At 61.1% G+C, this 24,883-nt stretch carries 19 protein-coding genes; 5 read left to right on the forward strand and 14 right to left on the reverse strand.

What is annotated here, in order from left to right; translation table 11 throughout:
• Window positions 1-298 precede the first annotated feature (298 nt).
• Window positions 299-2,191: a penicillin-binding protein 2 gene (gene mrdA, locus J1G33_RS27240; RefSeq protein WP_005786773.1), complete on the forward strand. Its 1,893-nt coding sequence runs from the start codon at window positions 299-301 to the stop codon at window positions 2,189-2,191.
• Between the two features lies 1 nt (window position 2,192).
• Here mrdA and J1G33_RS27245 read toward each other — a convergent pair whose 3' ends face one another.
• Window positions 2,193-2,594, reverse strand: coding sequence for a GFA family protein (locus J1G33_RS27245; RefSeq protein WP_032876924.1), 402 nt, complete (start codon window positions 2,592-2,594; stop codon window positions 2,193-2,195).
• 99 nt (window positions 2,595-2,693) lie between these two features.
• Here J1G33_RS27245 and J1G33_RS27250 point away from each other — a divergent pair, with 99 nt between their 5' ends.
• Window positions 2,694-3,161 carry an SRPBCC family protein gene (locus J1G33_RS27250; RefSeq protein WP_032876921.1) on the forward strand — a complete coding sequence of 156 codons (468 nt, stop codon included), beginning with the start codon at window positions 2,694-2,696 and terminating at the stop codon, window positions 3,159-3,161.
• A gap of 43 nt (window positions 3,162-3,204) precedes the next feature.
• Here the strand turns inward: J1G33_RS27250 and J1G33_RS27255 are convergent, their stop codons facing one another.
• Complete coding sequence (locus J1G33_RS27255; protein ID WP_223019134.1) at window positions 3,205-5,418, reverse strand: TonB-dependent siderophore receptor; 2,214 nt, start codon at window positions 5,416-5,418, stop codon at window positions 3,205-3,207.
• 212 nt (window positions 5,419-5,630) lie between these two features.
• On the opposite strand from J1G33_RS27255, the gene J1G33_RS27260 reads away from it, so the two are divergent.
• From J1G33_RS27260 to J1G33_RS27270, 3 genes are all read left to right on the forward strand, one after another.
• A complete protein-coding gene (locus tag J1G33_RS27260) occupies window positions 5,631-7,988 on the forward strand; it encodes a DNA polymerase II (RefSeq protein ID WP_223019135.1) in 2,358 nt (785 codons plus the stop codon).
• Window positions 7,989-8,037: 49 nt separating this feature from the next.
• Window positions 8,038-8,670 (forward strand): glutathione S-transferase, encoded by a 633-nt coding sequence (locus J1G33_RS27265; protein ID WP_032876914.1) that lies wholly within the window; start codon window positions 8,038-8,040, stop codon window positions 8,668-8,670.
• 152 nt (window positions 8,671-8,822) lie between these two features.
• A complete protein-coding gene (locus J1G33_RS27270; RefSeq protein ID WP_223019136.1) occupies window positions 8,823-9,395 on the forward strand; it encodes a DUF4174 domain-containing protein in 573 nt (190 codons plus the stop codon).
• 59 nt (window positions 9,396-9,454) lie between these two features.
• On the opposite strand, the gene J1G33_RS27275 is transcribed toward J1G33_RS27270, so the two are convergent.
• From J1G33_RS27275 to J1G33_RS27330, 12 genes are all read right to left on the reverse strand, one after another.
• Window positions 9,455-10,861 carry a lipid II flippase MurJ gene (locus J1G33_RS27275; RefSeq protein WP_032876909.1) on the reverse strand — a complete coding sequence of 469 codons (1,407 nt, stop codon included), beginning with the start codon at window positions 10,859-10,861 and terminating at the stop codon, window positions 9,455-9,457.
• Window positions 10,861-11,682, reverse strand: coding sequence for an acyltransferase (locus J1G33_RS27280; RefSeq protein WP_005786788.1), 822 nt, complete (start codon window positions 11,680-11,682; stop codon window positions 10,861-10,863). Before J1G33_RS27280 ends, J1G33_RS27275 begins: the two co-directional genes overlap by 1 nt.
• Window positions 11,679-13,082, reverse strand: a complete 1,404-nt coding sequence (locus J1G33_RS27285; protein ID WP_005786790.1) for an O-antigen ligase family protein — start codon at window positions 13,080-13,082, stop codon at window positions 11,679-11,681. Before J1G33_RS27285 ends, J1G33_RS27280 begins: the two co-directional genes overlap by 4 nt.
• Window positions 13,082-14,185, reverse strand: a complete 1,104-nt coding sequence (locus J1G33_RS27290) for a glycosyltransferase family 1 protein (RefSeq protein ID WP_223019137.1) — start codon at window positions 14,183-14,185, stop codon at window positions 13,082-13,084. Before J1G33_RS27290 ends, J1G33_RS27285 begins: the two co-directional genes overlap by 1 nt.
• Window positions 14,176-15,390, reverse strand: coding sequence for a glycosyltransferase family 4 protein (locus J1G33_RS27295; protein WP_148854479.1), 1,215 nt, complete (start codon window positions 15,388-15,390; stop codon window positions 14,176-14,178). The genes J1G33_RS27290 and J1G33_RS27295 overlap by 10 nt, the downstream gene beginning before the upstream one ends.
• Before the next feature lie 22 nt (window positions 15,391-15,412).
• Entirely contained in the window at window positions 15,413-16,753 is a 1,341-nt protein-coding gene (locus J1G33_RS27300) for a beta-xylosidase (RefSeq protein ID WP_223019138.1), read from the reverse strand.
• Window positions 16,750-17,931, reverse strand: coding sequence for a glycosyltransferase (locus J1G33_RS27305; protein ID WP_223019139.1), 1,182 nt, complete (start codon window positions 17,929-17,931; stop codon window positions 16,750-16,752). Before J1G33_RS27305 ends, J1G33_RS27300 begins: the two co-directional genes overlap by 4 nt.
• On the reverse strand, window positions 17,931-19,910 hold the full coding sequence (locus tag J1G33_RS27310) for an exopolysaccharide transport family protein (RefSeq protein WP_223019140.1): 1,980 nt from the start codon (window positions 19,908-19,910) through the stop codon (window positions 17,931-17,933). Before J1G33_RS27310 ends, J1G33_RS27305 begins: the two co-directional genes overlap by 1 nt.
• A gap of 70 nt (window positions 19,911-19,980) precedes the next feature.
• Complete coding sequence (locus tag J1G33_RS27315; protein ID WP_032876894.1) at window positions 19,981-20,808, reverse strand: polysaccharide biosynthesis/export family protein; 828 nt, start codon at window positions 20,806-20,808, stop codon at window positions 19,981-19,983.
• A 6-nt stretch (window positions 20,809-20,814) separates the two neighbouring features.
• Window positions 20,815-21,726, reverse strand: a complete 912-nt coding sequence (locus J1G33_RS27320; RefSeq protein WP_078820824.1) for a glycosyltransferase — start codon at window positions 21,724-21,726, stop codon at window positions 20,815-20,817.
• The gene (locus J1G33_RS27325; protein ID WP_103735421.1) at window positions 21,726-23,186 is read right to left on the reverse strand and encodes a mannose-1-phosphate guanylyltransferase/mannose-6-phosphate isomerase; all 1,461 of its coding nucleotides are present in this window, start codon (window positions 23,184-23,186) and stop codon (window positions 21,726-21,728) included. Before J1G33_RS27325 ends, J1G33_RS27320 begins: the two co-directional genes overlap by 1 nt.
• Entirely contained in the window at window positions 23,186-24,625 is a 1,440-nt protein-coding gene (locus tag J1G33_RS27330) for an undecaprenyl-phosphate glucose phosphotransferase (protein WP_032876885.1), read from the reverse strand. Before J1G33_RS27330 ends, J1G33_RS27325 begins: the two co-directional genes overlap by 1 nt.
• Window positions 24,626-24,883 lie beyond the last annotated feature (258 nt).

Consider the following 24,883-nt stretch of genomic DNA (forward strand, 5'->3'; position numbering starts at 1 on the left):
ATCCCGAACTCAGCAGTGAAACGATGCATCGCCGATGGTAGTGTGGGGTTTCCCCATGTGAGAGTAGGTCATCGTCAAGATTAAATTCCAGAACCCCTGTTTGCTAACGCAAACAGGGGTTTTGTTTTGGGCGGTCGAAAAGCCGGCTGCCTCTGGGACTCTCGCTTAAATAGCGTGCCGTTGGGGAAATCAATGCAAAGTGTTTCTGCATTTTTGGTATGGTGCAGCACATTTTCACAAGGACTGATCGTTACCCGCAGGAGGCGGCGTCGCTAATTTCCAACGAGATGCTGTAGAAATGCCTGAACCGATACCTATCAAAGATCACGAAAAAGAAAACCGCCTGGTCAACAAACGCTTGCTGGCCTGTGCACTGCTGGTGGTAGGCATCACCTGTGCCCTGGTGGGGCGTATGTATTTTCTGCAAGTGGTGCAGTACGACTACCACTCCACGATCTCGGAAAACAACCGGGTCCATGTACTGCCGATCACGCCAACTCGCGGCTTGATCTATGACCGTAATGGTGTAGTCCTGGCCGACAACCGTCCGAGTTACAACCTGACCATCACCCGTGAACGCACCACCGACCTTAAGGGTGAGCTGGACGCGATCGTCAATTTGCTGCATCTGCCTGCCGAAGACCGAGCCATGTTCGATAAGGCGCTTAAGCAGGCTCGTCACCCGTTTGTTCCGGTCACGTTGTTCTATGAGTTGAACGAAGAACAGATCGCTGTTTTGGCCGTCAACGAGTTCCGTCTACCAGGGGTGGACGTCGAGCCCCAGTTTGTCCGCCACTACCCGCTGGGTGCGCACTTTGCCCACTCCATCGGCTACGTCGGCCGCATCAATGAGAAAGAATCCAAGACCCTTGATTCCGTGGAGTACCGCGGTACCCAATCCATCGGTAAAACCGGGATCGAGCGTTTTTATGAGGCCGAGCTGCACGGCCATGTCGGTTATGAAGAGGTCGAGACCAACGCCCAGGGGCGCGTACTACGCGTGCTCAAGCACACCGATCCGATCCCTGGCAAAAACATCGTCCTGAGCCTCGACGTCAAGCTTCAGGAAGCCGCGGAAGAAGCCCTGGGCGACCGGCGTGGTTCGGTCGTGGCTCTGGACCCGCAAACCGGTGAAGTACTGGCCATGGTCAGCAAACCGAGTTTCGATCCGAACCTGTTCGTCACCGGCATCAGCTTCAAGGAATACGCCGCGCTGCACGATTCCATTGATCGGCCGCTGTTCAACCGCGTGCTACGTGGGCTCTATGCGCCGGGTTCAACCATTAAGCCGGAAGTTGCTATCGCGGGTCTCGACAGTGGCGTTGTCACCCCGCAAACCCGGGTGTTTGACCCTGGCTATTACCAGTTGCCGGACTTTGACCACAAATACCGCAATTGGAACCACAGTGGCGACGGTTGGGTAGACATGGACGCCGCCATCATGCGTTCCAACGACACTTACTTCTACGACCTGGCCCACAAGCTAGGCATCGATCGCCTGCACGACTACCTCGCCGAGTTCGGCCTTGGTCAGAAGGTGTCCCTGGACATGTTCGAAGAGTCCGCAGGTCTGATGCCCTCTCAGGCCTGGAAGCGTGCGACCCGTCGCCAGCCCTGGTTCCCAGGCGAAACCGTCATCCTTGGCATCGGCCAGGGCTATATGCAAGTGACACCACTGCAACTGGCCCAAGCCACTGCATTGATCGCCAATAAAGGCATCTGGAACCGTCCGCACCTGGCCAAGACCATCAACGGCGTGCCTCCGGTGGATGAGAACCCGATGCCCAACGTGGTCTTAAAAGACCCGCGTGATTGGGAGCAGGTCAACCATGGTATGCAATTGGTGATGCACGACCCACGCGGTATCGCCCGGGCGGCAGCGCAAGGCGCCCAATACCGCATCGCCGGCAAGAGCGGCACCGCCCAGGTAGTGGCGATCAAGCAGGGTGAGCGCTACAACCGCAACAAGACGCTGGAGCGTCATCGCGATAACGCCTTGTTCGTCGGTTTTGCGCCGGCCGAACATCCGAAAATCGTGATTTCCGTCATGATTGAAAACGGTGAGGCCGGAGGCCGTGTGGCTGGGCCGGTTGTGCGGCAGATCATGGATGCCTGGTTGCTTGACCAGGAAGGTCATCTCAAGCCGCAGTATGCGACGCCAGCCAAAGCGCCAGGCGACCCACGCGTCTGACTCAGGCCTGCCACTCGTCCCAGCGCTCTAAGCCTTCATAGGCCAGCCATGGCACCTCATGGGCCATCCAGATATGCGAGGTGGGCCTGACGCCGGGATCATCGTCCAGCGTCGCCACCCGCACGATCACGTGGGGCTGATGCCCCCGTTCGGCAATCAGATGTGAGCCGCAGCGCGAGCAGAAGCGTCGGAGTTTCCCCGGCGAGGATTCAAAGGATGCCAAAAGCTCTTCACCGTGCGTCCAGCGAAAATGCTCGCGCATCACCCCGGCAGTGGCAACAAACGCAGCTGCGTGTGCCTTGCGACAGCTGTCGCAATGGCAGTGGCTGATGGGCATGTCCAGGCTGTCCACCTGATAGCGCACAGCTTTGCACAAGCAACTTCCATTCAATGGGTCAGTCATAACCTATGGCCAGGTCAAGGAGGGGGTCATCATCATCGCGCACAACGCAAGGTTGCGCATTGGTCGATGTCGCCTACTGTTCAAAGAAGGAGGTGACTCATGCACGTATTAGATCGAATCGAACGCAAAGTCCTGCTCAATGCATCGCGTAAACAAGTTTGGGAGGCTCTCACGGATGCCGAGCAATTTGGCAGCTGGTTCGGTATCGCGCTCAAGGGCAAAACCTTTGTAGCCGGGCAAACCATCGAAGCGCCAATTACTTACCCAGGCTACGAACATGTGGTCTGGAAGGCCAGGATCGAACGCGTCCTGCCGCAAACCCTGTTCTCTTTCTGGTGGCACCCCTTCGCGGTAGAGGAGGGCATCGACTACGACAACGAAACACCGACTCTGGTGGAGTTCACCATCGAGGATCACGCCCCCGGCATCCTGCTGCGGGTTGTCGAATCCGGTTTCGACCAGGTTCCCGAGGCACGGCGCCAGAAGGCGTTCAAGATGAACTCCCGTGGTTGGGATGAGCAGATGGGCAATATCGAAACCTATCTGAGCGAAACCCGACCAGTATGATGGTGGGCAAGGGGGCAGATCAGCCCCCCAACGTAATCACGTTCTAGAAATCAATCGACGCCGACAACTTCGCCACTCGCGGATCCCCCTGGCTCAGGAACCCGCCCTGGGCCGACTCCCAGTATTTCTCGTTGGCGACGTTCTCTACCGTGGCACCCAATGTCACCTCGCGCTTGTCCACGGCGAAGGTGTAGCGCGCACCCACGTCGAAGCGGTTCCAGGCCGGCAGGCTCAGGTTGTTGGCCGCGTCGGCGTACTGCCCGCCGGTGCGCAGCATACGCCCGCTGAGGCTTACGCCTTGCAGGCCGGGCACATCCCAATCCACCCCGGCGTTGAGCTGGAATGACGGTACGCCAATGGTACGGTTGCCGTCGTTGGCGCCGTTGAGGGTGCCCTTGAGTTCGGTTTTCATCAGGGTCACCCCGCCCAGCAAGCGCAGGCCGCTGACCGGTTCGCCGAATACGTTGAGCTCGACGCCCTTGTTGATCTGCTGACCTTCCCGCACGTAGCGGGCGGTGGTGGCGTCGATGGCCTCGGCATAACCCGCGCCGGGCTGCTCGATACGATATACACCCAGGGTCGCGCCATAGGTGCCCATGTCCACTTTGACACCCGCTTCGATCTGCTTGGACCGGGCAGGCGCATAAGCTTGCCCGCCACCGATGACCGTCAGGTTGCCTGATTTGAGCGGCGACGTCGGGCCCTGAGCCAGGCCTTCAATGCGGTTGGCATACAGAGATACGTGCTCCCACGGTTTGAACACAATGCCGTAGACCGGTGTGGTGATCGATTCGTCATAGTTGGCGGTGCGGGTACCGCTCATGTAGTTGTAACTCTGCACCACCATCTGCTGGCGACGTGCACCAACGGTCACTAACAGGCGGTCATCGAAGAACCCCAAGGTGTCGGATACCGCGACGCTACGCACGAATGTCTTGTCGGTGATGGTCGGATCGCTGAAGTCGGTACCTGGGGTATTGCGTGGGCTGTTGAGGGCCGGCGGCGCGCCGGTCACGGGGTTGTAGATATTGGTCAGGGTTTTTGCGCTGGCGAATACATAGGCGTTGCGCGCCTCGGTCCAGATGCCTGCCAGGCCGAAGTTGAGCCGATGGCTCACCGGGCCGGTGTGGAACTTGCCATTGAGGCCACCCATGGCACTGGTATTGTTTTCTTCGTGGGCGATAGTCGAGCCGCTGGCGCTGGCATTGCCGAGATTATCGCTCAAGGTCACTGACGAGTAGCGCCCCATTTCACGGCTGTGCTTGGCACCGGCTGCCGCGTAGGCGGTCCAGTTTTCATTCAGGTCATATTCGGCGCGCAGCATCCCCAAGGTGTCTTCAAGGTTGGTACTGCTCCAGCTTGGCGCGTAGTTGGTGTCTGCCGACGGCGCATCCGGCACCTGGGTGATGGTGCCAAGGAACACCGAGTTACGCCCACCGTTGATACGCTGCTTCTGATACACAAAATCACCGGACAGCCGCAAAGCATCGCCGCGGTAATCAAGGCCGACGGCAAACAGCTTCGAACGCTGGTTTTCATCATCAATCCCGGTATCGCCTTCGCGCTGGGACAGGTTGACCCGTGCGCCAAACCGGTTGTCTTCGCCGAAGCGCTGGCCAATATCCAAGTGTTCGCCAATCCGCCCATCACTGCTGATGTCGGTACTGAAACGACGCAGTGGCACATCATCGGCTCGCTTGGGTTGCAGGTTCACGCCGCCACCAATCCCCGAGCCGGTGGGGGTGACGCCGTTGATAAAGGCGTTAGGGCCCTTGAATACCTCCACGCGCTCCAAGGCGTCAGTGGAAATGATCTGGCGCGGCAGGACACCGTACAAACCGTTATAGGAAATGTCATCGCCATTCAACGGCAGGCCACGAATCATGAACGTCTGGGACTGGTTCGCATACCCCGAGGCCTGGCGCACGGAGGAGTCATTGAGCAACACGTCGCCGACGGTTTCCGCCTGCTGGTCGCGAATCAGCTTTTCGGTGTAGGAGGACATGCTGAAGGGCACATCCATGATGTCCTGGTTGCCCAGCACACCCAGTTGGCCGCCGCGTGCAACCTGGCCACCTGCAAACTCTGGTGGCAGAGCCGTGGGCGCAAGGGCTTGGACATTGATGTTGGTGGCGCCCAGTTCCAGCACGTTGTCTGAGGCCGCTGGGGCTGCCGCTTGTGCCGCAAGGCTCACGGAGCAGCAAAGGGCGAGCAGGGTCGGGCGAAATGGCGCAGCGAAAAGATTGCAGAGGGGCATGGTTGATCCAGACGGCTAACTTATGAGGAAGGGGGCAGCGACGTTGCGCTTCCTCACTGCGCGGATACGACTCCGACGCAAATGATAGTGATTGTTATTAATGTCCTGCAACAAATTTATGCGATTGCGCTCTGCGTGCGCGTTAACCTGCCGCGTTTGTAGAGATGCCGAGTAGAATCACGCCCTGAAAGCGATTCCTGAGGTGCGGTACGGTGGATTTACAGCAGGGTTTTGTCCTGACCCGGCATTGGCGCGATACCCCGTTAGGCACGGAGGTCAGTTTCTGGCTGGCCACCGACCACGGGCCTCGGTGTATTCGCCTACCCGTGCAAACCTCGGTGATGTTCATCCCCGAAGTCCATCGCAAGCCGCTCGATTGGCTGCTCAAGGGCGAGCGTGATCTGGAGTTGCGTGCGCTGCAACTGTGCGACTTCCACCATCGCCCGGTCCTGGGCCTCTATGCCCGCCAGCACCGCCAATTGATGGACATCGAAAAGCGCCTGCGCAGCGCCGGGGTCGATGTCTACGAAGGCGACGTGCGACCGCCCGAGCGTTACATGATGGAGCGTTTTATCACTGCCCCCGTATGGTTCGGCGGCACGCCCGACGCGAACGGCACCGTGCTCGACGCGCAGATGAAGCCCGCGCCCGACTACCGCCCGCGCTTGAAGTTGGTGTCCCTGGACATCGAAACCACCGCCCAGGGCGATCTGTATTCCATCGCGCTGGAAGGCTGCGGCGAGCGCCAGGTGTATATGCTCGGCCCGCCAAACAAAACCGATGCCGTGGACTTCAAGCTCGACTACTGCGACACCCGTGCGCAACTGCTCGAACGCCTCAACCAATGGCTGGCCACCTTTGATCCCGATGCGATCATCGGCTGGAATGTGGTGCAGTTCGACCTGCGCGTCCTGCATGAGCACGCCCAACGCCTGAACGTGCCGCTGTTGTTGGGGCGTGGCGGTGAAGCCATGACCTGGCGCGAGCACGGCAGCCGCAATCACTACTTCGCGGCAGCGGCGGGGCGCTTGATCATCGACGGGATCGAAGCGCTGCGCTCGGCGACCTGGAGCTTTGAATCCTTCAGCCTGGAAAACGTCGCACAAACCCTGCTCGGCGAAGGCAAGGACATTTCCACCCCGTACCAGCGCATGGACGAAATCAACCGCATGTTCGCCGAGGACAAGCCCGCCTTGGCGCGCTACAACCTCAAGGACTGTGAGCTGGTCACACGGATTTTTGAAAAGACCGAGTTACTCAAGTTCTTGCTGGAGCGTGCCAGCGTCACTGGCTTGCCGGCCGATCGTAACGGCGGTTCGGTCGCCGCCTTCACCCACTTGTACCTGCCGTTGATGCATCGCCAGGGTTTCGTCGCGCCGAACCTGGGCGACAAACCGCCCCAGGCCAGCCCTGGCGGGTTTGTCATGGACTCACGCCCGGGCCTCTACGAATCGGTGCTGGTGCTGGACTACAAAAGCCTTTACCCATCGATCATCCGCAGCTTCCTGATCGACCCGGTGGGCTTGATCGAAGGCCTCAAGCATCCCGACGACAGCGACTCGGTAGAGGGCTTTCGCGGCGCACGTTTCTCCCGCACCCGGCACTGCCTGCCGTCCATCGTCACTCGCGTATCCGAAGGTCGTGAAGAGGCCAAGCGCGAGCACAACGCACCGCTGTCCCAGGCCCTGAAAATCATCATGAATGCCTTCTACGGCGTGCTCGGCTCCAGTGGCTGTCGGTTTTTCGATACGCGGTTGGCGTCGTCGATCACCCTGCGGGGGCACCAGATCATGCGCCAGACCCGCGAGCTGGTGGAGGCCCAGGGTTATGAAGTGATCTACGGCGACACCGACTCTACCTTCGTCTGGCTCGGCAGCGCCCATTCTCCGCAGGATGCCAATCGCATCGGCCTGGCGCTGGTGCAGCACGTCAATGATTGGTGGCGCGCCCACCTGAGCACCGAGTACGGCCTGCGAAGTGCTTTGGAGCTGCAATACGAAACCCACTTCAGCCGCTTCCTGATGCCGACCATCCGTGGCGCGGAGGAGGGCAGCAAGAAGCGCTACGCCGGTTTGGTGGTGCGCGACGATGGCAGCGAAGAGATGGTCTACAAAGGCCTGGAAACCGTGCGCAGCGATTGGTCGCCTCTGGCCCGGCAATTTCAGCAGGAACTCTACCGGCGCATCTTCCATCGCCAGCCCCATCAGGACTACATACGCGACTACGTGCGCCGTACCCTTAGCGGCGAATTCGACGAGTTGCTGATCTACCGCAAGCGCCTGCGCCGGCCCTTGCACGACTACGAACGCAACGTCCCGCCCCATGTGCGCGCGGCACGCCTGGCAGACGAGTACAACGACCGCCTGGGGCGCCCGCGCCAGTACCAGCGCGGTGGCTGGATCAGCTACGTGATCAGCGTCAACGGCCCCGAACCCTTGGAAGTGCGGCAAGCGCCCATCGACTACGACCACTATGTGACCCGGCAATTGCAGCCCGTTGCCGACGCGATCCTGCCGTTTGTGAATGATGACTTCGGTACCCTGGTGGGCGGGCAGATGGGGCTATTCTAGGCATTGGACCACACTGTCCCTATCGCCCATCGCTCAGGAGGCAACGCCTATGTACACACTTTATGGCACCGACGAATCCGGTTCCTGCATGATCGAAATCGCCCTGCAGCGCTGCGCCGTGCCGTGGCATCGCGTGGACGCCAGCTCCTGGCAGGACGGCGAGGGCAGCGACGCTCTTGCACGTATCAATCCACTCAAGCAGATCCCCACCCTGGTCACCCCCAATGGCCAGGTGCTGACCGAAAGCGCCGCTATCCTGATCCACCTGGGCCTGGAGTACCCCAAGTCCGAGTTGCTGGCCGGCGATCGTGCGCAGATCCTGCGCGGGCTGTTGTACATCGCCGCCAATTGCTATTCGGCGATCGGCATCATCGACTACCCGCAACGCTGGTTGGGTAATGCTGATGAGGTGCAGCAAGCGCAACTGGTCAGCGGCACACGGCGCTACCTGCACCAGGCCTGGGTCGTGTTTGCCGATCAGTTTGCCGACCAGCTGTTTACCCCGGGCAATGTGCCGAATGCACTGGGCATCATGGCGGCGGCGGTGTCGCGCTGGGATGACGCGCGCGAGGTGCTCGGCAACCTGGCGCCGGGCTTTGCGCAGAGCCTGGAGCGGGTAGACGCCGACCCTGTTGTGGCCCCGGTTTTTGCCCGGCATTGGCCGCAGTGGAAGGTCTCGTAACCGGAAGAAACAAAGCTCCGGCCACTGTCCAAGCCCTTGCGTCGCGGGCGTCCTGACCTACTCTTCTCAAAGTGATGTAGGAATCATCCTTGAATTTGACTGTCGCAGACATGAAACTCAAGAACCCTGCATGGAATTCAAAGGAGGTGCGCATGCTCATCCGGTCGCTGACCCTGGCTACCTTGATGGCTTTTACGGGGCCGTTGTTGGCCGCTGATGATAATCCGCTCAAGCAGGAGTTGGGTAAGACGCGCCCGCTGGTGGTCGTGGAGCTTGATGCTGGAAACCCGACACTGGCAACGCTGAAGAAACAACTGGAAGAGGCTGCCACCAAGCAGTCCTTCGAAGAGCGCAGCATGGTGTTCTACACCGTCAAGTTCGGTAGCATTGGCGCCGAAGGGGAGAAGTTCGCCAAGGACCCAAAGGACAGCAAAAAGCTCACGCCGCCTGAAACCAACGCGCTGATCCGTGCCCTCAAGCTCGGCGTCGGCAGCGGCACCAAGGTGATCCTGATCGGCAAGGATGGCGAGAAGAAACTGGAGAAGACCGTACCGCCGGATACCCTCGACCTGAAGGAATTTTTCAGCGCCATTGACCAGATGCCGATGGCCGAGAAAGAAGCGGCTGCTCCGGTTGTGCAAGAACCTGCGCCTGCGCCTGGCAAGAACGCTACCAAAGCGGGTAAGGCAACCAAGCCGGCTGCGCCTCAACAGCTGGATGACTGAGTCCGTGCAGGAGCTGGCTTACCAGCTCCTGCGCAGGCCGTTGCGGTGGTGGCTCCAGTTCACTGTTTCCACGGCTTGAACCACCCAGCCAACCCTCCCAATACCAGGGCCGCCGTCACGGTACTCAAGCCCAGTTGCCAGCCATCGTTTTGCAGTGGATGCAAGATGACGGCTGCAGAACCCAGTAATACCGCACTCAGCCCCCATTGCAGCGGCCAGCGCAGTTGCCCAAGCAATTGCTGGCGTTGCATCAGCAGCAGGTTGGTGACGATAACCCCGCCCAACGCCGCCAGGGCGATACCCGGCAAACCCAGAAAGTACGGCAGCAGCACCAACAGCAAAGCGTTGACCCCGCTGCCCAGCAATTCGCAGCGCAAGGGCAGGCGCGTGTCGCCGCTGGCATAGGCGTAGCGGGCGAGCATTGCGTTCCAGGCGCCGAACACCAATGGCGTCGCGAACCAGGCCAGCAGGGCGGGCAGTGGGCTGTCGGCGCTTTGGGCGGGCATCAGCAGATGAATCAGCACCGGGCTGGCGCCGATCAGGCCGAGGGCGGCCGGCAGGCTGAGCAGGGTCGCAGCATCCAGGCCTCGGCGCAGCAGGGCCAGGCGCTGCTGGCCTTGTTCGCCGCTCATCATGCCCAGCAGTACCTGGTTGAGGCTCATCAGGGCGATCAAGGGCAGATTGATCAGTTTGCGTGCAAGGTTGACCCACGTGACGGCACCTTCCCCCAGGTAACTGGCGATCAAGCGCTCGAGCAGCGCCAAACCCTGGCTGGCGACATTGCTGGCCAACAATGGCCCGATGCGCCCCAACAGTTCGCGGCCCGCCAGCTTGTCGCCAGTGACTTGCCACGGCCGCCAGCCGAAAGACCAGACCGGCGCCAGCAGTGGCAGGCACATCAATACACTGCCGGCAAAAAAGCTCATGGCCAGTTCGCCGCTGTCGCTTGCGCTGCCACGGATAAACAGGTACAGCACCGGCGGCAGGTTGAACAGCAAAGAGCCCAGCCCCGGCAGCACAAAACGCTGGCGTGCCTGCAAGGGAATACTGAACAACCCATGCATCACCAGGCCCGGCGCACAGGCCGCCAGCCAGCGCAAGTTAGCGGCGGCTTCGGCATGGGCTGCGGCGTCCAGGCCGGGGCCGATCAGGCGCACCCACAGCGGCGCGCCCAGCGCCAATACGGCAAACAGGGCCAGGCCTACTCCCAGCAGGCGTGGAGAAAGGCTGGCCAGCCAGGCTTGCTGGCGTTGTGGGTCGCGTTGTTGATAGAGGGGCAGGGCAGCCGCCGCAAGCAAGCCGGCGGCCAGGGTCATGCGCAACGCTTCGGGCAAAAACACCGCCACCAGAAACCCGTCGCTGCGGCTGCCCGCGCCCCAGGCCGCCACCAGCAGCCATTCGCGGGCAAAACCGGCGACCAGCCCGGCGAGGGTCGCGACGGTCAGCCAGAGCGTGCTGCCGAACATCAGTGGAACAGGGTGAACAGGCCCTTGCCACCCACCTTATAGTTCAGATCATGGCAACGTTCGCCCATGATTTTGGCCCCGGAACCGCCAATGATTTTGTAGGGGGCCACAGCCTTGGCCACCACGGTATTGGCGCTGATCACCGAACCATGACCCAGGTGCGTGCCGTAGCCGATCAACGCCCGGCTGCCGATCCACACATAGTCGTCGATGTAGATCGGCCCGGAAATCGACCAGAACTCCGGTGCCTGCAAATCATGACTGCCGGCGATGATCAGCACGTGGGAGGCAATCGCCACGTGGTTGCCGATCACCAGCCCGGCGCGGGCGTCTACCTGGCAATGCCAACCGATCACCGTATCGTCACCGACTCTCAAATTGTGGATGCCCAACACTTCGGTGTTACGCCACAAGCTTGTGCCCTTGCCGATCTTCGCGCCGCCCAGGCGCAGCCAGGCAATGCGCACATGGTGGCTGGGGATCTTGTTGATCAAAATGTTGTAGGCCATGTCCCAGGCGTTGCGCCAGCGATCCTTGATCGTTGCCCAGTTTTTGCCATAGCGCGGCAACAGCTTGCCCGGCAGGTCCTGTTTCATACGGCGGAACAAAAGGCGGGCCACCGGGTGCTCAAGGGCGGGTTCCAGGTCGATGGAGTTTATCCAGAAGCGCTTGTTGTCGCCTTCGCCCTCTTCAAACACCACGTCGTTGGCCAGGCACCAGTCCAGCGCCTCTTCCAGGTCCGGCAGGCTCACGCCCAGTTCAGCGGCCAGTGTGGGGAGGCGATCGCGCAAATCGGTGGAGTGAATCATCCGGTGTTTCATGGTTGGTTATCCTTTGGCGCAATAGCAGCAACAGGGGCGGTAATGGAGGGGCGCAGACGCACCTGTTGCAGGCTCATGCCCATCAACAGCCAGAACAGCGCGATCAGTACAAAGGTGAAGCTGAAATAGTGGTCGAAAATCCCCGTCAACAGCGCTGCCATCACGCCGCAGATACACCCCAGCCACAGGGCGTTGTCGGCGGTGACCTTGCGCACCTGGCCCAGCGGCCGCACTTCACGCCACCACAACACCGTGACGGTGATAAACAACAGCATCCCCGGAATGCCGACCTTGTAGATGAAGTTCAGCCACAGGTTGGAGATGCCCAACAGGTTGGTGCCGGGTACGGGTGGGTCGATCTTGAAGCCGATCCCCAGGGGGTATGTCGACATGGCCTCGGGGAATCTTGCGTACTCGTCGAAGCGGATTTCGGTACTGGCGTTGGTGGACGAAAAGATAGTCAGCAAGCGCTCCTGCAACGGCGGATAGAACATCACCAGCGCAACCCCAAACGCCACGCCGATACCGATGATGCGCCCGCTGTTAGGTACGCGCTTATAGGTCAGCCAGATCAGCACCAGCGCCAGGGCCACGATGGCGCCACGGGAAATACTCAGCAGCAGGCCGGCGCAACCCAGCACCGCCACCGCCAGGCCCAGCGCCCGGCGCCAGCCGCTGCGGGTCCAGCCGTAGAACAGCGCCAGGGGGATAAACAGCACCAGCACGCCACCCGTCAGGTTTGGGTGCACCCAGGGCGAGGCCATGCGCGTGTAGTTGGCGGAAAAAATATCCTTCACCGCTTCCGGGTGGGCGTACTTGAGGTCGGTAAGCACCTCGATCATCGACATGGCGTTGCGCGTTTTCAAAAACATGAAAATCGACAGCAACAGCATCGCCAGGTTGCCCAGCAGCAGGGCGACCACCACCTTGTCGCGGTCGGCGTCGGTGCGCAGCAGCAACGGCACGATAAACAGCAACGACAGGTTCATCAGCCAGCGTACCCAGTTCACCGGCCCGTTGCCTTCGGCATGGATGATGACCATGCCCCAGATAAACGGAATAGTGCTGAACAGCATCAACCACATCAGCGCGCGCTCGGTCGGACGCCACAGGATCAAGCCGCGGGTCTTGCCGATAAACGATTGCCAGAACACCCCGACCCAGGTCAGCCCCAACACGGCTTCGCTGATGGTGGTGCGGATCCCCAGTTCCAACGTAGTGTAGGGAATGCTGGTGGCCAACACCGCGAAAATCAGCAAGCCCCACAGGGGAAAGCGGATCAGGGTCAAGGCCACACCCGCGCCGGCCACGACCAGCAAGGCCTTGATCGGCGACAGGGCCAACAGCAAAATGCCGAAGACCAGGCCCAGGAGCAGACTGATGAGTTTTCCTGGCAGCATTAGCGGTCCAATTCCTTGAGCAAAGTATCCAGGCGCGAGCGATAGGCCGGTTCGGCAAATTGCCGGGCCCAGGCGCGCTGCGTTTCGGCGTCTGCCTTGTCGCCCGCGGTTGCCAGTTGCTGCATGACGTTCTGCAATTGCCTGGCATCGTGTGGGTCGAAGCGCGGGGCGCCGGGCGGCGCGACTTCATCCAGGGCGGAACCGCGTGCCACCGCCACCGGCGTGCCGACACTCAAGGCTTCCACCACCGGCAGGCCAAAGCCTTCGGCATAAGACGGCTGCCATAGGCAGTCGGTATGACGGTAGAGGGCTTGCAGTTGGCCGTCGGATAAACCGCTGCACCAATGCAGGCCCGGCAGTTCGCCAAGGGCGGACGGTACATCGCTGGCATGGCCCACCAGCACCAGGTCCGGCACCTCAGGGTTCGCCGCACGGCAGGCCTGCCATTGGCGCAGGAAAAATGCCATGTTCTTGCGCGGCTCCCGTGTGCCCACCACCAGCCAGTAACGCGCCGGCAGGTTGTCTGGCAGCGGTTCTGGCGCTGCATTCAATTCGGGCACCAGGTTGCTCAACACCCGGAACTTGGCCCGGGCCCAGGGGAATACGCGGGCGGCTTCGTTGCAGGAAAACTGCGAAGGGCACCACACCCGGTCAGCCTGCCACACCGACCAGGCAATCGAGGCGCCGTCGATCAAGCGATAGGCCAGGGCCTTGAGCCTGGAGCGATGGAAGTTACGCTGAGTCAGCTGAAACAGATCATGCAGCACCAGGACATAACGGGTGCCGGCGGGTTTGCGGCACAGCGGCAAGCCCATATTGGCCGTGGCGATGTGCAGGTCGATCTGTTGCTCGTGCAAGGCTCTGGGCAAAAATTTGCGCTCGAACCGCAAGCGTACCTGCGGCCGTTGCAGGCCATCCAGCGGGCTGGCCCACGGTGGGCAAATGGCGTTCTGGCGTTGCGGGTGGTCCAGGGGCGCCTCAGTGAACAGCACCACCTCGGTGTTGCCCCGTGCGCGCAGGGCATCTTCCAGCGCCAGGACCTGGCGGGCGATGCCCGACGAGGGCGCAACCGTGGCGGGGCGATAGTCCAGGGCTACGCGCATGGCTGAGACTCCTTAGAGGCGATCAAGGTGCGGTAGATGTGCTCCAGTTCGTCACCGGCCACCGCCCAGTCGTGGTAATGCCGCGCATAATCGCGTGCCGCATCGGCCAGTTGCCGGGCCAGCAGCGGCTGATCCAGCAGACGCACGATGGCATCGGCCAGGGCCTCGGCGCTTTCGCCCGCGAGGTAATGCGCCTGAGGTTGCACCGCCAACCCGGAAACACCCTGAGCCGTGCTGACCAGAGGCAAGCCGGCGGCCATTGCCTCCAACACCTTGAGCTTGGAGCCGCCGCCATGGCGCAACGCGGCGACAAAACCGGCGCAGCGCCGTTGCAGGGCGCACAGATCAGGAACAAACCCCAGCCACTCGACACGTTCATCCGGCCAACGGTCGCGCCAGTGTTCGGGCAAGCCGTAACCGGCCACTGCCAGGCGCGCGTTCGGACACCGCAGCCAGACCCGGGGGAATATCTCCTCAAGCAACCACTGCACAGCGTCCAGGTTCGGTGCGTATTCGTAATTGCCGACAAACAACAAACGCTGGCTCTGCGCATCGGCACTGACCTGGGCGAAGGCACGGCTGTCGACGCCATTGACTACCACGCTTACCGGCGTTGCAGTCAACGGCCGCATGGCCTGGGCGTCCGCGTCGGTCACCGCGATCACATGGGCGGCGGCATCGAACGCCTTGCGCTCCCATTGCCGGCAGCGCCATTGGTCGTACTGCACGAACGGCGCAGCCCACTTGGGGAAACGGTCATAAGTGGCGCCACCCAGGCTTGACTCCAGGTTGTGCTCGGTCAGCACAAACTCGCGCTGGCGCTGCTGCAAGGTGCGCAGAAACGGTTGCAGGCTGTAGCTGTGTTCCACTTGAATCACGTCCCAGCGCTCGTTCAACAGTTGCGCAAATTGGGCTTGCAACGGTGCCGACAGGCCATTGACCGTGGTCAACAGCGGCCACGGTGCGAATACGCCCGCGAGCAGGGTCATCGGGTGTTTCAGCGGCCGGCGCGGCACCACGATCAGGCGTTCGAGCAACGGTTCAAGGGCTGCGTGCACCGCGTCATCGGCCGGTGTCTTCGATTGCGCCAGCAGCGTGATGCGATGCCCGCGCTCACTCAAGGTGCGCAGCAAATGATACTGCCGGGTCTTGCCGCCGCTGGTGGTCGGCCACGGCAGGTAGGGCACAATCCATAGGATTCTCATGTACAGCTCTCCATGCCCGGGGCTACCACACCAGTATCTGCAAACTCGGCTTCACCGCAGGGCGAATACCGTTTTCGTCGCTCAGGGTCTGCCGGGTTCCGGTCAGCGGGTCCAGCAGTTCTGCGTGTTTGATGTCCGGCAGGCTGATGCTGCTGCCTTTGGCACTCCAGTACATCAACAGGTGTTTTCCGTCAGGCCGAGTCCAGGCCACGCTGTAGAAACTGTCCGGCACATCCTCAAGCTTGGGCGTGGTGCCGGGTTTAAGGGCGGGGCCGGTGATCTCGAGGAAGCGGGCGAGGGCGGTGTATACCGGCTTGGGTTCGCCGTCCAGGTTCAGCAGGCCGTAATGCTGGTCGCGTGGCGAGGCGCGTTGGTCGAGGTCGGACAGCGCGAACAGGAAAATCTTCTGATAGTCCTGGGACGCCATCAACGCCAGGCGGCGCAAGGTGTAGTCGGCCTGCCCGTCGATACCGATCAGGTCCTGCATCTCCTTGGGGCCGGCATAGCTGGACCAGCCCCACTCGGTAGCCCATACGTTCTTGATCCCGGCGCTGTGCAGCATGGTATTGAGTTGATCGCCGCGCAGCAGCACTTCGTTCTTGCCCGGTTCATCGGTTTCCGGGGTCATCGAATAAGGGTGATAGGCCGCGACCATGCCCAGGTTTTGCACGCCCAGTGCGCCGAGCGCTTCGAACATCAGGGTTTTGCCCCGCGGCGGCATCTGGCTGTAGTACGCCATGCCGCCCATGACCTGCAGTTTGCCGGGCGCAGCAATATTCAACGCCTGGTGACTGGCCAATAACAATTGCCCGTACTCCTTGGCGTTGACTTTGGGGCGCCAGTTGTTCGGCAGGTTCTGCTCGTTCCACACCTGCCAGGCATCAATATTGGGGTAGCGCTTGGCCAGGAGTGCCAGGCGCAGCGCGTAGATTTCGGGGTCCCGCGGGCGATACTGGTCCTGGAACTGCGCGCCCTTGGGGGCGGTGGTGATAAAGGGCGCCGAGCCCACCAGGTAAAACACCGAGCGGATTTTTTCAGCGCTCAGGGTGCGGTCCAGTTCATCGAAGGTGCTGAGTTGATAACCGTCTTCTGTGGGCTCCAGGCGATCCCAGTGCAGGTCGACCCGCACCCATTGCAACCCAAGTTTCTTGTATTGCTTGATCTGCTGGCGGTACTGCTCGGGCGTGAACCACAGAAAGTGCGCGTTCACGCCAAGGAAGTCCTTCCATACCACAGTGCGCTCCGGGGCCAGATTCACCGGCTGCGCATCGACTTTCTCACTCGACAGCAGGGCGCCACCCACGGCGATTGCCAGCACCAGCGGCAGATAGCGCCACATCGGGCGAACAGATGAAATATTCATCGCAACGGCTCCTCACAAGCATCCCGAAATAATTCGGCAAAACGTTGGGCCGTGGTGGCCCACTGGCGTTGGTGGCCGATTTCCGCTGCCCGGGCAGCCCATTGCCGGGCCTGCTGCGGGTCGAGGGTCAAGCGGTTCAAGGCGTTGCTCAAGGAATCGATATCGCCCTGCTGATAGGTGATGCCATTGCCGCCGGCCACCTCTTCAGCAAAGGCACGCGCATTGGAGGTGATCACCCCGCGCCCGCAGGCATTGGCCCACGACAGCGCGCCACTGGTGCCACGCATCTGTCCCAGGAAACCGAGTTTTTTCGATTCGCGGTAGGGCAGCACCATCACATGGTGCGCCTGGATCGTAGCGGCGATCTGCGCCGATGGCAGGTCCAGCTGCCAGTCCACCACATCCTCCAGGTGCAGCGCGCTGATCTGTTGGCGCAGGCCGTCGAGGTAGTTGCCGGCCGGGTCGAAGGTCATTTCCGGGGCGGTGCCGCCGGCCAGGGTCAGGCGTACCTGGCCTCGGCATTGCGGGTGAGCGGCCAGTGACTGGGCCAGGGCCTGGAGCAGATCTTCAATGCCCTTGCCGCGATAGATAAAGCCGAAATACAACAGACGCAGCGGCGCAAGCGGCGGCAAGTCCTGAGGCGCGATGGGCAGGTTGCCGTGAGCAATCACCGCCACTTGCTGCGGGCGTAGACCCATGCGTTGGCGCAGGCAGTCGCCTCCCAGGCGGGTGAGGGTGATCAGCCGGCGCATACCTTTGGCCAGGCGTCGTTCTTCGTGCAAGGTCAGCGGGTCGGCCAGCAGCGCCGCCGCCTGGGGCAGCGGGTGGGGCAGGCGTTCGAGCAGGGTCAAGGGGAAAAACAGCTTGGCCCGGCGCCAGATCAAGCGCTCCGGGTCATGCACCGTAGCGGTCAACGGCAGTTGTGGGTGTGTCCGACGCAGGTAGTCAAGCGCCTGGAACTCACCGAAGCGCCCACCTCCCAATTCGGCATGGACCAGGTCCACACCGTGCCAGTCAAAGGCTTGCAAGCGCCGCAACTGTTCAGCCAGGTCCTGGCAACCCGCGAGGGGGGTCACCACTTCAAGGCCCAGTTCGATCAACGCGTTGCGCAAATGCGCGGCGTAATCGGCGATTCCGGTCTGCTCCGGCGGCAGAGGTGCCAGCAATGCAATACGCATCAGGCCTCACCGCGCCAGCTGTTGATTCGCGCCAGGACCTTGGCCGGTACTTCGAAGCGGCGGCGGTTGAGGATCATGCCATCGACTTTGCCGAACGCGGTGGTCAGCAGCGACACCGCGTTTTCGATGGTCGGTACGGTACTGGTGCGGGCTTCGATCACCAGCACGATCTGGTCGGCACGGCGTAGCGTCAAAAAGGCCTGCGGGTTGGACGACAAGGCCGAGGCGTCCAGCAACAGCACTTCACCCGCCGTGGGCGCGTTCGCCCCGTCGACCGAGACGCGGTGGCCACGTTCTTCCAGCAGGCGCTTGAGCTGCTCGATGATAAACGTCACGCCCTCGCCATGCCGCGCCGAGGTCAGGCCCAGGGCAAAGCCTTCACTGGCGATGCGCTCCAGGGGCAGCAGGCTGTACAGGCGATAGAGGCTGGCGGTGACGGCGGCCGGCGTGGCGTCTTGCACATCGGGGATGCTGCTCCACAGCGGCACCTGGAACATCTCCTGCAAGCGGGTGCCATCGTGGATGCGTTGGTCCAGCAGGTACAGCACATAAATGGTCAAAAAGCCCACGGCTACGCCGGCGGGAATGGCGAACAACAGAATCAGCAGGCTTTTGGGAAACACACGTGACGGGTTCAGGGTGGCGTGTTCGATCAGCGCGATATTGCTGATCTGGCTGTTGTCCAGTTCGTGATCGATACGCGCCTGTTCAAGATTGTCCGAGTACAAGGCGTAGCTTTTTTCGGCGGCGCGCAGTTGTTGGCTCAGCTTGTTGAGTTCCGGCTCATCGGTCATCGCCTTGTCACGCTGGTCACGCAGTTCGGCGAGGGTCTTGTCGTAGTTCTCGATCTCCCCGGCCAGTTTGCGCTCTTGCAATTGGGCGTCGATCACTTGCTGCTTAACGTTGATCACCAAGCTGTTGGGCGCAGTGTTTTGCGAGCGTTCCAGGCGCGTAGCCTCCTGAGCGCTGAGGGCTTCAATGTCGCGGATGTTCTGCTCGATCTGATTGACCTGCGGCGTGCCCGGCAGGTAGGTGCGCAACAGGCGTGCGCGTTCCACTTGCAGCGCATTGAGCTGGCGCTTGAGGTCCAGTTGGGTGGGATTGAGGCTGGTTTCGCGCATCGTCACCACGTCTGCCGGCTGGCTCTTGATCTGCTGGCTGGCGTTGGCCAGGAGGCTGCGAATGCCCGAGATCTGGTTTTGTGCGCTGACCTTGGCGTCGGTGACACGGTCGATCTGACTGGTGAGGCTCTTCAGGCGCGCATCGACACTGATCGAATCGATCTGCTTCAAACGGCCTTGCAGTTGGTCCTTCAGGCTTTGGATATTTTCCGCCACCTTGGCGCGTTCGGTTTCGTAGAAGGTATGCAGGCTCTTGCGCCCGAGAATCCGCGCACGTTCCTCAAGGTAGGCGTTGACCCATTCCTCGACGATTTTTTGCGCCACCGCCGGGTCGTCCCAGGTGAAGGAAATCTCGATCACTGAAGAACCCGGCTCGTGACCGGCTTTGAAGTTCTTCTCCAGCGAGGTCGCCAGGCGCTCCAGCGGGCTTTGCTTCTCGGCAAGGCCCACAAACTGCAGCACGCTGCGTATGCCATTGATGACTTCGCCAAGGCCCTTCTTGATGTAGAACTTGGTGACCTTCCAGAAGCCCTGCGGCGGCTCGGAGGTCATCGCCATATAGCGCTCGGCAACGATATGCACGATGGGCCGGCCCGTGAGCATTTTTTCTTCGTCGACAATCGGGTCGTGCTGGGTGCTCGGGGCAATCAGCGTCTGGCGGTTGGCGGCTTCGATCGGCAAGGTGGTGTTGTCCCGCCCCGGCTTGACCAGCAAGCGCGCGTCGGACTCGTAGCGAGCCGGCAACAGGAAGGCACCCAGCACCGCGACGACGATCGTGGTGATCACTGCCAGTTTGAATTCGCGGCGGTAGATGAAAAACAGCCGCAGCAGGTCGCGAAGAGAGCGGATTTCGATCACAGGATCACTCCATTGCATATGGGGTTTACGAAAGACGGGAACGCTTGGTTCGAGTGATACGACGCCCGCTTCATAATCCTTGGCCTGCGTTGATGGTTGGGTTGTTGTAGATGGTATTGCCGCTGTTTTTCACGTCGCTCTTGTTCAGGTCGTAATTCAAGCCAATGCCAATGCCCTTGTTGATCGGAAACAGCTTGGTGAAGTACATATCCACGGCCTCCACCGTCGCGCCGATGCCCGACTGCGGCACGAAGATCAAATCGCCGCGCTGCAACGCCACCCGCGGGTGATTGGGGTTGGTCAACATGCTCTCCAGGCTGATGAAGTACGTCCTGTACTTGCCATCTGGCCCGGTGCGCAGCAAGGCCACGTTGGAGGCATCCGCCGAGGGCAATACACCACCGGAACTGAGCAGTGCCTGCTCGACGCTGACGTTGCCGGCCAGGTCGAAAAACGCCGGGTTAGACACCGCACCGCCGATAAACACCTTGTTGCTCGGTGCGCTGGCGATGTTCACCGTCACCGCGGGTTCGCGGTAGATGCGCTTGTACTTCTCGGTGATTTCCTTGCCCAGGTCTTCGGGCGTGCGCAGGGCGGCCTTGACCCGGCCAATATTGGGTACCGAGATCACGCCGTCGGGGCGCACGACGAATACGGTCATGTCATCGGCCGCCGCCGGTTCCTGGGCGTCGCGCACGATCCGCAGCGAGTCGCCGGTCTGGATCAGCACCTGGGGTGGTGGCAGGTCGGCCAGGGTCAGCGCCGCTTGATGGCCGGCCTTGAGCGTATTGTTGTCAGGAAGCGGCACCCGCGCGGGGGTCGAACAGCCCGCCAGCCAGATTGAGGCACTCAAGAGGCTGAGCAGGGTAAGACGGGAACGTCGGTTGGTAGTCTTCATGACGGCTCAAGTCCAGTAGGTGGAAAACATGCCCAGACGCCGTTTAAGCGAGTTGGGCAAGTGGCGTTCAAGGTGGCCGAGGCGATAACCCAGCAATTTAAAGGCGCTGCGCATTACTACTTCTGGCGCACGGTGCAGCGCGTTCGCCTCGCGCAATGCGCGCAGTTCGGCCAGCACATAACGCTTACCTTCGCCGCCGGCGTCGCCGAACGCCTGGCGAATCCACGCCTCGCGGCCGTAGAACACACCGATATCGAAGTAGCGCTTGAACTCGTCCAGCAAGCGGTAATCGTGGGAGTGATAAACCTGCGCACTGGCGGCGTAGCGCACCTGGTAGCCGGCCAGCAACATGCGTGCGGCGACGTAGGCGTCTTCGCTGCCAATCACATCCTGGGGAAAACCACCCACCGCCTGCAGGGCGCTGCGTCGGTACACCGAAAACGAGTCGGAGCTGAAGCAGGTCTTGATCCCCAGCTGCGGTGCATCGGCCAGGCTTTTGCTGCGGCTGGCCGCCGGGTAATTGAAGTGCCGCGACTGTGCCCCCAGCACCCCTGCACCGGGGTGCGGCAGCTGCCGTCCATAGGCCACGCCATTGAGCGGCTCCAGTTGCAATTCGGCGATCAGGTTGGCGAACGTCTCGGCCGTGGCGGGGATTGCGTCCTGAGTCATGACGATCAAAGCGTCGCCGCCCACCTGTTCACTGGCCCAGCGCCGAGTGCCGCCGTGGTTGAAGTCGCGGGCATCAATCACCTCCACGCGCGCGCCAAACTCGCGAAAGCGCGCCACGGTGTCATCGCTCGATGCGCTGTCGACCACCAGCATCTCGTCCGGTTGCAGGGTTTGCATGCGCAGCGCCGGCAGTAAGCGGTCCAGATGGCTGGCCGCGTTGCGGGTGGGGATGATCAGGGACGTGCGCATCAGGGTTTCTCTTCCACCGGCGCGCGGCCGTAGATGTCGTCATAACGCACGATGTCGTCTTCGCCCAGGTACTCACCGCTCTGTACCTCAATCATCACCAGATCGATGATGCCGGGGTTGGTCAGGCGGTGTTTGTGGCCGGCGGGAATATAGGTGGACTCGTTCATATTGAGCAGGATTTCGCGCTCGCCATTGGTGATCATCGCTGCGCCGCTGACCACCACCCAATGCTCGCTGCGGTGATGGTGCATTTGCAGGGACAGCGAGCCTTTTGGCTTGACCACAATGCGCTTGATTTTGAAGCGCGTGCTTTCTTCCAGCACCGTGTAGGTGCCCCACGGGCGGGTGACTGTGCGATGCAGACTGAACGCCGGGTGATTCTGGCGCTTGAGTTCGGCGACGATATAGCGCACGTCCTGGCTGCGGTGCGCGTCGGCGATCAACAGTGCGTCCGGGGTGTCGACGATGATCAGATCGCGCACGCCCACTGCACCGAGTACCCGCTTGGGCGAGTCGATGTAGCAGTTATGCACGTCGTGCAGGATCGCCTCGCCATTGATCTGGTTGCCATTGTCATCACTGGGGGTGAGTTGGCGCAGCGCTTCCCAGGAACCGATATCGCTCCAGCCAATGTTGCAGGGCACGACCGCGACCTTTGCGGATTTTTCCATCAGGGCCACGTCGATGGAGATGTCCGGCGCGGTACCGAAACCTTCCGGGCTCAGCTCACGCTGGCGACTGCTGCTGTTCTGCAGGCTCTGGCTGTGCTCGAGTGCGGCCTTGGCTGCGTCCAGCACTGCCGGGGCGTGGCTGGCCAATTCTTCCAATAGGCTGGCCGCCTTGAAGCAGAACATGCCGGCGTTCCACAGGTGCTTGCCGCCGTCCAGATAGCCTTGGGCGGTGGCCAGATCGGGCTTCTCGACAAAGCGCCGGACCTGAAACCCGGCCCCCAACGCTGCGCCTTGTTCTATATAGCCAAAGCCGGTTTCGGCACGGTCAGGCTGAATGCCAAAGGTCACCAGGTAACCGGCCTCGGCCAGCGCACGGGCTTTTTCCACCGCTTGGGCGAAGGCCGTTTCATCCAGGATCAGGTGATCGGCGGGCATCACCAGCAACTGCGCTTCAGCGCCGAAATGCTCCTGCACATGCAAGGCGGCCACGGCGATGGCGGCGGCGGTGTTACGGCCAAACGGCTCCAGCAGCAGCTCCAGGGCCAATCGCTGGGTGTTCACCGCGCGGTAGTCGTCAAGGGTGCGAAACAGCAGGTCACGATTGGTTACCGTCAGGATGCTGTCCACCCCCGGCAAGTGACTGGCGCGCAGGAAGGTCTTCTGCAGCAGGCTCTGGTCGTCGCGCATGCGCATGAAGGGTTTGGGCATGTTCTGCCGCGAAACCGGCCACAGCCGCGTGCCCGAACCACCGGAGATGATGCACGGGATCAATCCGTTAAGAGGGTTCATCAATAGACTTCCTTGGTGGAAAGGACGGCCGGAACCGTCATGAAAACAATGTACAGATCCAGCCACACCGACCATTTGGCGATGTATTCCAGGTCGTATTCGACGCGCTTCTGGATTTTGAACAGGGTGTCGGTCTCGCCACGGTAGCCATTGATCTGTGCCCAGCCGGTGATGCCTGGCTTGACCCGGTGGCGTGAGCTGTATTCGCTGACCGCTTGCTCGAACGGAATCCCGGCGGCCTTGGTAGCCGTGGCGTGGGGGCGCGGGCCGACCATCGACATATTGCCCAGCAGCACGTTGAACAGTTGTGGCAGCTCATCAATGCTGGTCTTGCGAATGATCCTGCCTACCCGGGTGATGCGCGGGTCCTGGCGTGTGGTCTGGTTCTCGGCGTTGAGGTCGGTCTGTTCCACGTACATCGAGCGGAACTTGAACACTCGGATCAGGTTGTCGTTGTAGCCAAAGCGCTTCTGGCGAAACAGTACCGGGCCCTTGGAATCGAGTTTGATCGCGATGGCCGTCGCCAGCATCACCGGTGACAGCAACAACAGGCCGAGGCTGGCCAGCAGCAGGTCTTCGCAACGCTTGATAAAGGGTGACCAGCCGCGCAGCGGCAACTGCGAGGTGTTGAACATCAGGATGCCGCCCACATCGGTGATGCGGTTATGCCCATAACGCAAGGCAGCCATGTCGGGCACCAGCATGACGTTCACCGACATCTGCCGCAGGCGTTTGACCAGCCCGTTGATACGCTGCTCGGCAGCCCAGGGCAGGGTGATCATGACCTGGTTGACCTGTTCGGAGCGGATCAGCTTTTCCAGGTCGCGGGTATTGCCCAGCAAGGGCAGGCGGCTCAATTCCTTGGGAATGCGCTCGGTACGGTCGTCGATAAAGCCGATCAGGCCGGAACGGATATCGCTGTTGCGCGACAGGTGTTCAGCCACATGCACCGCCGTCTCGGTAAAACCCAGGATCACCGTACGCTGCAAGAATTTGCCGTTCTTCATCAAATGGCGATACAGGCGCAGCATCAATATCCGCTCCACGCCAAACAGCACCAGGCTCATGGAGAACCAGGCCGCCAGGTTGCGTGGGCTCAACTGTGGGAACAGGAGCAGAATCTGGTACATGAACAGCAGGATGCAAAACGCCGAGACCCAGGCCACCAGCATCACGCGAAAACGCAGGCGATTGCTGAACAGATCCTCGGAGTACACCCCCAGGGCCTGGAACAGAATGATGGTCAAGAGCGCAAAGAATACCAGCAGGCCAAGGTAGTGGTTGCGCATGTGCTCGGCGACGGGTTCCGGGTAGAACAACAGGATAATTGCCGGCACTACAGCAGTGAGGCCGTGGATCAGTTTTACGAAGACGACAAAAAACTCAACGAAACCGGGACGAGTCAAAAACAGGCTATCGACCGACGATTTACCGCGCATAGATCAGATCCTCAATACACCACCAGAACGTTCCTATTCGTTTTGCTCATCCATAAGGCAGGTTTGCTTTACAAGTGGTGCAAATCGAACAACTGCAGTTGCTGGGTAATACGTAATGCCTGTTCAGACGCAGGAATTTACGGAGTAATGGCTAAATAGTGGCTTCCTTGAGGTTCCGTGTCAATGATTTGGCTTTTTTTGCCGTTGCCTTCAATGGCTCTCATGAGGCCCCCATGATATGACGATTTATTGACATGA

It is taken from the genome of Pseudomonas sp. P867 (assembly GCF_019891455.1).
Classification (GTDB): domain Bacteria; phylum Pseudomonadota; class Gammaproteobacteria; order Pseudomonadales; family Pseudomonadaceae; genus Aquipseudomonas; species Aquipseudomonas synxantha_A.

Excerpts from the sequence above, each read along its gene's own strand:
- mrdA (WP_005786773.1), top strand. The coding sequence starts at position 299 with ATGCCTGAACCGATACCTATCAAAGATCACGAAAAAGAAAACCGCCTG.
- J1G33_RS27320 (WP_078820824.1), bottom strand. The coding sequence starts at position 21,726 with ATGCGCACGTCCCTGATCATCCCCACCCGCAACGCGGCCAGCCATCTG.
- J1G33_RS27270 (WP_223019136.1), top strand. The coding sequence starts at position 8,823 with ATGCTCATCCGGTCGCTGACCCTGGCTACCTTGATGGCTTTTACGGGG.
- J1G33_RS27285 (WP_005786790.1), bottom strand. The coding sequence starts at position 13,082 with ATGCTGCCAGGAAAACTCATCAGTCTGCTCCTGGGCCTGGTCTTCGGC.
- J1G33_RS27255 (WP_223019134.1), bottom strand. The coding sequence starts at position 5,418 with ATGCCCCTCTGCAATCTTTTCGCTGCGCCATTTCGCCCGACCCTGCTC.
- J1G33_RS27295 (WP_148854479.1), bottom strand. The coding sequence starts at position 15,390 with ATGAGAATCCTATGGATTGTGCCCTACCTGCCGTGGCCGACCACCAGC.
- J1G33_RS27290 (WP_223019137.1), bottom strand. The coding sequence starts at position 14,185 with ATGCGCGTAGCCCTGGACTATCGCCCCGCCACGGTTGCGCCCTCGTCG.
- J1G33_RS27330 (WP_032876885.1), bottom strand. The coding sequence starts at position 24,625 with ATGCGCGGTAAATCGTCGGTCGATAGCCTGTTTTTGACTCGTCCCGGT.
- J1G33_RS27275 (WP_032876909.1), bottom strand. The coding sequence starts at position 10,861 with ATGTTCGGCAGCACGCTCTGGCTGACCGTCGCGACCCTCGCCGGGCTG.
- J1G33_RS27305 (WP_223019139.1), bottom strand. The coding sequence starts at position 17,931 with ATGCGTATTGCATTGCTGGCACCTCTGCCGCCGGAGCAGACCGGAATC.
- J1G33_RS27325 (WP_103735421.1), bottom strand. The coding sequence starts at position 23,186 with ATGAACCCTCTTAACGGATTGATCCCGTGCATCATCTCCGGTGGTTCG.
- J1G33_RS27250 (WP_032876921.1), top strand. The coding sequence starts at position 2,694 with ATGCACGTATTAGATCGAATCGAACGCAAAGTCCTGCTCAATGCATCG.
- J1G33_RS27265 (WP_032876914.1), top strand. The coding sequence starts at position 8,038 with ATGTACACACTTTATGGCACCGACGAATCCGGTTCCTGCATGATCGAA.
- J1G33_RS27280 (WP_005786788.1), bottom strand. The coding sequence starts at position 11,682 with ATGAAACACCGGATGATTCACTCCACCGATTTGCGCGATCGCCTCCCC.
- J1G33_RS27315 (WP_032876894.1), bottom strand. The coding sequence starts at position 20,808 with ATGAAGACTACCAACCGACGTTCCCGTCTTACCCTGCTCAGCCTCTTG.
- J1G33_RS27245 (WP_032876924.1), bottom strand. The coding sequence starts at position 2,594 with ATGACTGACCCATTGAATGGAAGTTGCTTGTGCAAAGCTGTGCGCTAT.
- J1G33_RS27300 (WP_223019138.1), bottom strand. The coding sequence starts at position 16,753 with ATGAATATTTCATCTGTTCGCCCGATGTGGCGCTATCTGCCGCTGGTG.